Origin of the sequence: Streptomyces sp. NPDC023838, from assembly GCF_040639555.1 — a bacterium.
Classification (GTDB): domain Bacteria; phylum Actinomycetota; class Actinomycetes; order Streptomycetales; family Streptomycetaceae; genus Streptomyces.
In genome coordinates, this window is sequence record NZ_JBFAAD010000031.1 from 78,971 (window position 1) to 87,957 (window position 8,987).

Here is an 8,987-nt window from a genome sequence, read left to right on the forward strand (position 1 = left end):
CATGTGACAGCCCCGCGCCCCTCCGGGGCGCACCGTGCTGGTCGCGCCCACGCGGCGGAGCCGCACATGTCACAGCCCCGCGCCCCTCCGGGGCGCACCCGGGGAACTGCGCGACCAGCCCCCACCGGCCCGCAGACGAACAAGAGGGCCCGGGGGCGCAGCCACCCAGGGAGACCCCCGGCCGCCCGCCCAGTGCTTTCGGGAAGGGGCGGGTGAGGGAAACACACCGCGTCCACCCGCGCGGCACCCCCCACACCCCACCCCCCACCGCTTCGCTGACCCCATGAGCGAACGACACCCCCGCACGTCCCGCCGCACCCGCCCCGAACGCCGCACCCGCCCCGAACGCCGCACCCGCCCCGAACGCCGCGCCCTCCACCTCGCCCTCTCCCTCGCCGCCGCCCTCACCCTCTGCGGCGCCGCCTACCCCGTCCCCCCGCACCCCGGCGCCGGACCGGGGCCCGGTCCCGTCGCCCCCGCGCCCGCCCCCGACGCCCCGGACGCCGCCGTGTCCGTCGACGCCCTCGTTCCGGGGGAGCCGCGGGCGCCGGGGCAGGTCGTGTATCTCATGGACACGCCCGACCAGGTGCTGCCGCCGCTCGTGTACGAGCCCACCGCCGCCGAGGACGCCCTGGAGCCCGCCGCGCCGGCCGCGGGGGTGGAGCGGCTCATCGAGTACGTGCCCGGCAACGAAGTGGGCGCCGCCGCGTGCAGCCGGCGGGCCGGGCCGTATCAGCGGCAGGTCGAGCGGTGGCTGAAGCTGACCGCCGACGGGAAGCAGTCCGCCGCCGACTGCGCCGCGATCCGCGGCTTCCAGACCGCCCACGGCATCCGCCCGAACACCGGCTTCGCCGGGCCCGCCACCTGGGGCACCATGCGGCTGCTCGCGGCCCGCGCCAACCCGAACGCCGCCGGCCGCTGCCCGGTCCGCAAGGGCCGGATCGCCTGCGTCGACCTCGACCGGCAGATCATGTGGGTGCAGAACGGTGGGAAAGTCTCCTTCGGGCCCGTCGCCGTTCGGAGCGGGCGGCCCGGGTACGCCACCCGTACCGGCACCTATCCCGTCTACTGGCGGCACAAGAACCACTGGTCGACCATCTACAACGCGCCCATGCCGTATGCCCAGTTCTTCAGCGGAGGGCAGGCGTTCCACGCCATCTACGACAACATCTACTCCACCGTCGGCTCGCGCGGATGCGTCAATCTGACCTACTCGGACGCCAGGCGGCTGTGGGGCGCGCTGCGCAAGGGTGACCCGGTCCACCTCTGGGGGCGCAGGCCCGGCGCCTGAGCCTTGGGCGCAGCTCTGAGAGACTTGGCGCGATGACCGCGATGACTCAGACAGTGCACACCCGAGCCCGCGCCGAGATCGATCTGGCCGCCCTGCGCGCCAACGTCCGTGCGCTGCGCGCCCGTACCCCCGGCGCGCAGCTCATGGCTGTCGTGAAGGCGGACGCGTACGGGCACGGCGCCGTGCCCTGCGCCCGGGCCGCGATCGAGGCGGGCGCCGCCTGGGTCGGCACGGCGACCCCGCACGAGGCCCTGGCGCTGCGCGCGGCCGGGATCGGCGGGCGGATGCTGTGCTGGCTGTGGACGCCCGGCGGGCCCTGGCGCGAGGCCATCGAGGCCGACATCGATGTGTCGGTGAGCGGGATGTGGGCCCTGGAGGAGGCGAAGGAGGCCGCGCGCGCCGCGGGCGCCGTCGCCCGGATCCAGCTCAAGGCCGACACCGGGCTCGGGCGCAACGGCTGTCAGCCCGCCGACTGGCCCGAGCTGGTCCAGGCCGCCCTCGCCGCCCCCGAGGTCCGCGTCACCGGCCTCTGGTCGCACTTCGCCTGCGCCGACGAGCCGGGCCACCCCTCCATCGCCGCCCAGCTCACCCTCTTCCGCGAGCTCGTCGCGTACGCGGAGAAGGAGGGCATCCAGCCCGAGGTGCGGCACATCGCCAACTCCCCGGCCACCCTCACCCTCCCCGAGTCCCACTTCGACCTGGTACGGACCGGTATCGCCATGTACGGCGTCAGCCCCGCGCCCGAGCTCGGCACGCCGGGCGACTTCGGGCTGCGGCCGGTGATGACGCTCGCCGCGTCCGTGGCGCTGGCCAAGCAGGTCCCGGCCGGTCACGGCGTCAGCTACGGGCACCACTACGTCACCGAGCGCGAGACCACCCTGGCGCTGGTTCCGCTCGGCTACGCGGACGGCATCCCGCGGCACGCCTCCGGGCGTGGGCCCGTCCTGGTCGGCGGGAAGGTGCGGACGGTCGCGGGGCGGGTCGCCATGGACCAGTTCGTCGTCGACCTCGACGGGGACACCGTCGAGCCGGGCGCCGACGCGGTCCTGTTCGGGCCCGGCGACCGGGGCGAGCCGAGCGCCGAGGACTGGGCGCGGGCCGCGGACACCATCGCGTACGAGATCGTCACCCGGATCGGATCGCGGGTCCCGCGCGTCTATCTGAACGAGCATCCGGACGAGCGTTCCGGCAGCTGAACCCCGGCGGCCCCACCCGCGCCCGCGGGGGGCGACCGGGCGGTGTTCCGCAGCACGAGGGCCCGCCAGGGCCACCCGGACCAGGACAGGAGCGGCACGGTGAGCGAGACCAGCACGGGGGACGCGGTGCAGGCGGCCGTGGGCAGCTGGCGCCGGGCGGGGCTGGCCGGCGCCGCGATAGGCGTGGTGGCGGCCGGGGCCGCCGCCGGGGTCGCCGTCGAGCGGCTCACCGTCGGGCGCGGGATGCGCAAGAGGGCGCGCCTGGCGCTGGACGCGGCGGGGCCGTACGGCGCGCTGCGCGGCACGCCGGGGCGCGCCTTCTCCGACGACGGCACCGAGCTCTACTACGAGACCGACGAGGCCGAGCCGTCCGCCAAGGTCAACGGGGCGCGCAAGCGGCGGCTGTTCGGCCGCAAGGCGCCCGCGCCCGTCACCGTCGTCTTCTCGCACGGTTTCTGTCTGAGCCAGGACGCCTGGCACTTCCAGCGGGCCGCCCTGCGCGGGGTCGTGCGGACCGTCCACTGGGACCAGCGCAGCCACGGCCGTTCGGCGCGCGGCGAGGCGCAGGCGCAGGGCAGGCCGGTCACCATCGACCAGCTCGGCCGCGACCTCAAGGCGGTCCTGGACGCGGCCGCCCCCGAGGGGCCGCTGGTGCTGGTGGGGCACTCGATGGGCGGCATGACGGTGATGGCGCTCGCCGACCAGTATCCGGAGCTGATCCGCGACCGGGTCGTCGGCGTCGCCTTCGTCGGTACGTCCTCGGGCAAGCTCGGCGAGGTCAGCTACGGGCTGCCGGTGGCGGGCGTGAACGTGGTGCGCCGCGTGCTGCCCGGGGTGCTCAGGGCGCTCGGCTCGCAGGCGGAGCTGGTGGAGCGGGGGCGGCGGGCCACGGCCGACCTCTTCGCCGGGATGATCAAGCGGTACTCGTTCTCCTCGAAGGACGTGGACCCGGCGGTGGCCCGGTTCGCGGAGCGGATGATCGAGGGGACGCCGATCGACGTGGTGGCGGAGTTCTACCCGGCCTTCGACGACCACGACAAGGAGGCGGCGCTCCAGGTCTTCGCCGAGGTGCCCGCGCTCGTGCTGGCCGGCGACCGCGACCTGGTCACGCCCAGCTCGCACAGCGAGTCCATCGCGGACCTGCTGTCCGACGCCGAGCTGGTCATCGTCCCCGACGCCGGGCACCTGGTGATGCTGGAGCACCCCGAAACGGTCACCGACCGGCTGGCGGATCTGCTGGTGCGGGTCGGCGCGGTGCCGGAGGCGACTAACGTTGGCACGTATGGAAGCACCGCACAGCCAGGCCACTGAGGCCACGACCGGGCTCACCCTCGACTCTCCCGCCGAGATGCAGGAGTTGGGCCGCAAGATCGCCAAACTGCTCCGCCCGGGCGACCTCGTCCTGCTCACCGGCGAGCTCGGCGCGGGCAAGACGACGCTGGCGCGCGGCCTCGGCGAGGGCCTCGGGGTGCGCGGCGCGGTGACCTCTCCCACCTTCGTGATCGCCCGGGTCCACCCGTCCCTGACCGGCGGCCCCGCCCTGGTGCACGTGGACGCGTACCGGCTCGGCGGCGGTCTCGACGAGATGGAGGACCTGGACCTCGACGTCTCGCTGCCCGAGTCCGTGGTGGTCGTGGAGTGGGGCGACGGCAAGGTGGAGGACCTCTCCGACGACCGGCTGCACGTCGTCATCGACCGGGTGGTCGGCGAGACGGACGACGACCGCCGGGTGGTGACCGTGACGGGTCTGGGCGCGCGGTGGTCGGGGGCCGGGATCGAGGGCCTGTAGCCCTCTGTGGAGCCCGGTCGTGGCCTCTGTGGCCGGGCGGGGCGCGTGGGAGACGTACGTTCCGACAAGCCGTCGGCAAAATGTTGCGCGGGTCCCGCCGGGCGTGGTCACATGGAGGGAGAGACCTGGTTAGGTCTACCTAACCACGCCTTCTCCAGGAGCCGGGAGGCCGCCATGACCGTGTCGGAGCGCGAAGCGCAGCCGCAACGTCCGCAGGGTGTGTCCATGAGCGATCTGCTGGCCTCCTGCGCGGCAGCGAGCGCCATCTCGACCCCGCCGGATCCGGCGGAGCCGGACGAGGAAAGGCCGCCCGCCAGGGCCGAGGAGAACGGTGTGCGGCGTGACGCCGCTTAACTCTTTCGGGTGTAACTGACGGTAGGAATGCGGCAGTGCGCCCGCAGGGGCGCGGCCCGCCGCAGACGGCCCCCGGCCGGGTGACCGCAGCCCTGGCGGAGCCCTAAGCCCTACGGCACCACGACGATCTTCGAGCCGATCGTGGCGAACGTCCACAGCGCGTCCCCGTCGGCCCGCTTCATGCGGATGCCGCCGGTGTGCTTGCTGGGGTCGGGGCTGGGCACCGAGCCGTTGACGGCCGCGCTGAAGCCGATCGTCACGGACTCCACGGTGGCGAACCGCACGACGTGCTCGACCTGCACCCCGTCCGAGCCGGGGACGGCGGCGGCCCGCGAGGTCACCGCGTAGTTGCCGGGCTTGGGGCTGACGGTGCCGGGCATGACCTCGAACGTCTTGGGCGCCAGGCCCTTGAGCGTCTTGGTGCCGACCAGCCAGACGCGCTTGCCGCTCAGCGAGTACACGACGCGCGGGCCCACGCCGGAGTTCTCCGGCAGCGCCGTCACGTTCTTCGAGGGGACCTTGCCCTTGGGCGGTACCGCCGTCGAGGAGCTGGGAGCGGGCGAGACCGTGGTGCCCGGCGCGGCCAGATCGGCTTTCGACGGGGCGTTCGCCGACGCCTGGTAGGCGAGGAAGCCGACCACCGCGAGTGCGGCCGCGGTGAGCCCGGCCACAAATCCCGAGCTGCTCCTTGCCACCTTGCTCGCCCCTTTCGTACGTACAAGCCTGCGGATGTGTACAAGCCTGCGGTCATATCTGCGGCTGACGGTAGCAGCCGGGGGCGGCAGGGGCGGGACGCCGTGCCCCCGGCGCCGTGGCCGTAGGCTGTTCGCGTGCTCTTGCTCGCCGTTGATACCGCCACCCCCGCCGTGACCGTCGCCCTGCACGACGGTACGGACGTCGTCGCCGAGACCAGCCGGGTGGACGCCCGCCGCCACGGGGAACTGCTGCTGCCCGCCGTCCACCAGGTGCTCGACGGGGCCGGGCTCACGCTCGACGCCGTCACGGACCTGGTCGTCGGGGTCGGGCCCGGCCCGTACACGGGACTGCGCGTCGGCCTGGTGACGGCCGCGACCTTCGGCTCGGTGCTCGGGGTCCCCGTCCACGGTCTGTGCACGCTCGACGGCCTCGCCTACGCCTCCGGCATCGAGGAGCCGTTCGTCGTCGCCACCGACGCGCGCCGCAAAGAGGTCTACTGGGCCCGCTACGACGACTTCCGCACCCGCGTGAGCGAGCCGTCCGTCGACCGGCCCGCCGACATCGCCGAGCAGGTCGCCGGCCTCCCGGTGGTCGGCGCGGGCGCGCTGCTCTACCCCGAGACGTTCCCGGACGCGCGCGGCCCCGAGCACCAGTCGGCGGCGGCGCTCGCCTCGCTGGCGGCGGAGCGGCTGGCGGCGGGCGCGGAGTTCCTGGCGCCGCTGCCGCTGTATCTGCGCCGCCCGGACGCGCAGGTGCCCAAGAACTACAAGGTGGTCACTCCCCAGTGAGCGTCGAGCTCCGTGAGATGCGCTGGTGGGACATAGAACCGGTGCTCGCGCTCGAACACGACCTGTTCCCCGAGGACGCCTGGTCGGCGGGGATGTTCTGGTCGGAGCTCGCGCACTCCCGGGGGCCCGGGGCGACCCGGCGCTATGTGGTGGCCGAGGACGAGTCGGGCCGGCTGGTCGGCTACGCGGGCTTCGCGGCCGCGGGCGGCCTCGGCGACGTACAGACCATCGCCGCGGCCCGCGACCAGTGGGGCACCGGCCTCGGCGCCCGGCTGCTGACCGACCTGCTCAAGCACGCCACCGCCTTCGAGTGCGACGAGGTCCTGCTCGAAGTGCGGGTGGACAACACCCGGGCCCAGAAGCTCTACGAGCGCTTCGGCTTCGAGCCCATCGGATTCCGGCGGGGCTACTACCAGCCGGGCAACATCGACGCGCTCGTGATGCGCCTGATCGTCCAGGAACACGACCGAGGAACAGAAGAGACTGACTGATGGCTGACGAACCGCTGGTACTCGGCATCGAGACCTCCTGCGACGAGACCGGCGTCGGCATCGTGCGCGGCACGACGCTGCTCGCCGACGCCGTCGCGTCCAGCGTGGACACCCACGCCCGGTTCGGCGGTGTGGTGCCCGAGATCGCCTCGCGCGCGCACCTGGAGGCGATGGTCCCCACCATCGAGCGCGCCCTGAAGACGGCCGGGATCTCCGCCAGGGACCTCGACGGCATCGCCGTGACGGCGGGGCCCGGCCTCGCCGGCGCCCTGCTGGTCGGCGTCTCGGCCGCCAAGGCGTACGCGTACGCCCTCAACAAGCCGCTGTACGGGGTGAACCATCTGGCTTCGCACATCTGCGTCGACCAGCTGGAGCACGGGCCGCTGCCCGAGCCCACGATGGCGCTGCTGGTGAGCGGCGGCCACTCCTCCCTGCTGCTCGCGCCCGACATCACCGCCGACGTGCGCCCCATGGGCGCGACGATCGACGACGCGGCGGGCGAGGCGTTCGACAAGATCGCGCGCGTGCTCGACCTGGGCTTCCCGGGCGGCCCGGTGATCGACCGGCTCGCCAAGGAGGGCGACCCGGCGGCGATCGCTTTCCCGCGCGGTCTGAGCGGCTCGCGCGACCCGGCGTACGACTTCTCCTTCTCCGGGCTCAAGACGGCCGTGGCCCGCTGGATCGAGGCGAAGCGGAACGCGGGCGAGGACGTGCCGGTGCGGGACGTGGCCGCCTCCTTCCAGGAGGCCGTGGTCGACGTCCTGACCCGCAAGGCCGTACGGGCCTGCAAGGACGAGGGCGTGGACCATCTGATGATCGGCGGCGGCGTCGCGGCCAACTCGCGGCTGCGCGCGCTCGCCCAGGAGCGGTGCGAGAAGGCGGGCATCCGGCTGCGGGTGCCGCGGCCCGGTCTGTGCACGGACAACGGGGCGATGGTGGCGGCGCTGGGCGCGGAGATGGTGGCGCGCAACCGGCCCGCCTCGGACCTGGACCTGTCGGCGGACTCCTCGCTGCCGGTGACGGACCCGCACGTGCCGGGCGCGGGCCACGCGCACGACCACGACCACGTGCACGAGGTCAGCAAGGAGAACCTGTACCCGTGACGGTCGCGCTGATGTGGGAGGCGCGGGCGGTCCAGGGCCGCGGCCAGGAGCTCCTGGCCTGGGCCCGGTCCCAGCCGCTGCCGTACGCGCCGGCGCGCCGGGAGGTCTTCGCGGCGCCGCAGGACCGGGTGCTCGTGATCACCTGGTGGGCCGCGGCGTACGACGCGGAGCTGCCCGAACTGCCCGAGCCGGACGGGGAGTTGGTGGCCCGGCCCGTCCACCGCTGGCGCTTCGAGTCACTCGGAGTGGAACCTCGGGCCTGAATTCTGCATCGATCTGTACGCAGGGGGCGTATCGGTCGGCGGTTCGGGGTTGGTTCACACAGTGGGTAAGAAGAGCGCGGCGGCGGCGGGTCTGGTTCTGTCGGGAGTGCTGCTGGCCACGGGCTGTTCGTCGTCGGGCGGCTCGTCGTCGGGCGGCCCGACGAAGACCGGCGGCAGCGGTACGGCGGCCACGCCCTCCGCGCCGTCCTCCGGCCCGGCCGAGGGCGCCGAGGACGGCGTCGCGAGCGAGGCCGCGTACCGCAAGTGGGGTCTGAAGCCGCTGCCGTCGGCTCCGCGGCCGCCCGCGCAGAAGCCGGTGAAGACGAAGCCCGGCGAGGTCCCGGTGATCAGCGACATCCCCACCAAAGAGAAGATCGTCTTCGTGACGTTCGACGACGGGGCCGAGAAGGACCCCAAGTTCGTGGAGATGATGCGGGATCTGAGGATCCCCTTCACGATGTTCCTCACGGACGCGGCGATCAGCGCCGACAAGGGCTACTTCAAGCCGCTCCAGCAGCTCGGCAACGCGATCCAGAACCACACCCTGACGCACCCCAACATGCGGACCGAGAGCGGCCCCCAGCAGCAGCACCAGGTGTGCGGCCAGCAGGAGAAGCTGACCAAGGAGTACGGCAAGGCGCCCCGGCTCTTCCGGCCGCCGTACGGCAACTGGAACGAGGCCACGCGCGCGGCGGCCAAGGCGTGCGGGATCCAGGCGATCGTGCTGTGGCGCGAGTCGATGCAGATCCAGAACATGCAGTACCAGCGCGGCGACAAGAAGCTCCACCCCGGCGACATCATCCTGGCCCACTTCCGCGGCAAGAGCGAGCTCAAGGGCCACACGATGACCGAGATGACGGCGAACATGCTTCGCCACATCCAGGAGCAGGGCTTCGCGGTGGCGCGCCTGGAGGACTACGTCTAGTGACCTGGTTTTGAGGTCGTGGGTCGCCACGTGAGGCGTCTCCTGTTTCAGGTTGCGGTGTTCGCCTGCGGCAGGTCACGCGTTCACGCTG

General features: G+C 73.3%; 11 protein-coding genes. 10 read left to right on the forward strand and 1 reads right to left on the reverse strand.

What is annotated here, in order from left to right:
• The first annotated feature begins 283 nt into the window (after nt 1-283).
• From AB0G17_RS29490 to AB0G17_RS29510, 5 genes are all read left to right on the forward strand, one after another.
• Nucleotides 284-1,291, forward strand: a complete 1,008-nt coding sequence (locus tag AB0G17_RS29490; RefSeq protein ID WP_361389330.1) for a L,D-transpeptidase family protein — start codon at nt 284-286, stop codon at nt 1,289-1,291.
• 41 nt (nt 1,292-1,332) lie between these two features.
• Entirely contained in the window at nt 1,333-2,487 is a 1,155-nt protein-coding gene (gene alr, locus AB0G17_RS29495; protein WP_361389360.1) for an alanine racemase, read from the forward strand.
• A gap of 99 nt (nt 2,488-2,586) precedes the next feature.
• Nucleotides 2,587-3,798, forward strand: a complete 1,212-nt coding sequence (locus AB0G17_RS29500; RefSeq protein WP_361389333.1) for an alpha/beta hydrolase — start codon at nt 2,587-2,589, stop codon at nt 3,796-3,798.
• The gene (gene tsaE, locus AB0G17_RS29505) at nt 3,770-4,276 is read left to right on the forward strand and encodes a tRNA (adenosine(37)-N6)-threonylcarbamoyltransferase complex ATPase subunit type 1 TsaE (RefSeq protein WP_361389336.1); all 507 of its coding nucleotides are present in this window, start codon (nt 3,770-3,772) and stop codon (nt 4,274-4,276) included. The genes AB0G17_RS29500 and tsaE overlap by 29 nt, the downstream gene beginning before the upstream one ends.
• A gap of 174 nt (nt 4,277-4,450) precedes the next feature.
• Nucleotides 4,451-4,630 (forward strand): hypothetical protein, encoded by a 180-nt coding sequence (locus tag AB0G17_RS29510; protein WP_361389339.1) that lies wholly within the window; start codon nt 4,451-4,453, stop codon nt 4,628-4,630.
• Between the two features lie 110 nt (nt 4,631-4,740).
• Here AB0G17_RS29510 and AB0G17_RS29515 read toward each other — a convergent pair whose 3' ends face one another.
• The gene (locus AB0G17_RS29515; protein ID WP_361389342.1) at nt 4,741-5,325 is read right to left on the reverse strand and encodes a hypothetical protein; all 585 of its coding nucleotides are present in this window, start codon (nt 5,323-5,325) and stop codon (nt 4,741-4,743) included.
• A gap of 135 nt (nt 5,326-5,460) precedes the next feature.
• Here AB0G17_RS29515 and tsaB point away from each other — a divergent pair, with 135 nt between their 5' ends.
• From tsaB to AB0G17_RS29540, 5 genes are all read left to right on the forward strand, one after another.
• Nucleotides 5,461-6,114, forward strand: coding sequence for a tRNA (adenosine(37)-N6)-threonylcarbamoyltransferase complex dimerization subunit type 1 TsaB (tsaB, locus tag AB0G17_RS29520; protein WP_361389345.1), 654 nt, complete (start codon nt 5,461-5,463; stop codon nt 6,112-6,114).
• A gap of 17 nt (nt 6,115-6,131) precedes the next feature.
• On the forward strand, nt 6,132-6,605 hold the full coding sequence (gene rimI, locus AB0G17_RS29525) for a ribosomal protein S18-alanine N-acetyltransferase (RefSeq protein WP_361389363.1): 474 nt from the start codon (nt 6,132-6,134) through the stop codon (nt 6,603-6,605).
• The gene (gene tsaD / locus AB0G17_RS29530) at nt 6,605-7,708 is read left to right on the forward strand and encodes a tRNA (adenosine(37)-N6)-threonylcarbamoyltransferase complex transferase subunit TsaD (protein WP_361389348.1); all 1,104 of its coding nucleotides are present in this window, start codon (nt 6,605-6,607) and stop codon (nt 7,706-7,708) included. The genes rimI and tsaD overlap by 1 nt, the downstream gene beginning before the upstream one ends.
• Nucleotides 7,705-7,971: a hypothetical protein gene (locus AB0G17_RS29535; protein WP_361389351.1), complete on the forward strand. Its 267-nt coding sequence runs from the start codon at nt 7,705-7,707 to the stop codon at nt 7,969-7,971. The genes tsaD and AB0G17_RS29535 overlap by 4 nt, the downstream gene beginning before the upstream one ends.
• A gap of 61 nt (nt 7,972-8,032) precedes the next feature.
• Nucleotides 8,033-8,896, forward strand: coding sequence for a polysaccharide deacetylase family protein (locus tag AB0G17_RS29540; RefSeq protein ID WP_361389354.1), 864 nt, complete (start codon nt 8,033-8,035; stop codon nt 8,894-8,896).
• Nucleotides 8,897-8,987: the final 91 nt, after the last annotated feature.

Coding starts and splice junctions, on each gene's coding strand:
- tsaD (WP_361389348.1), top strand. CDS start 6,605: ATGGCTGACGAACCGCTGGTACTCGGCATCGAGACCTCCTGCGACGAG.
- AB0G17_RS29490 (WP_361389330.1), top strand. CDS start 284: ATGAGCGAACGACACCCCCGCACGTCCCGCCGCACCCGCCCCGAACGC.
- tsaE (WP_361389336.1), top strand. CDS start 3,770: ATGGAAGCACCGCACAGCCAGGCCACTGAGGCCACGACCGGGCTCACC.
- alr (WP_361389360.1), top strand. CDS start 1,333: ATGACTCAGACAGTGCACACCCGAGCCCGCGCCGAGATCGATCTGGCC.
- AB0G17_RS29510 (WP_361389339.1), top strand. CDS start 4,451: ATGACCGTGTCGGAGCGCGAAGCGCAGCCGCAACGTCCGCAGGGTGTG.
- rimI (WP_361389363.1), top strand. CDS start 6,132: ATGCGCTGGTGGGACATAGAACCGGTGCTCGCGCTCGAACACGACCTG.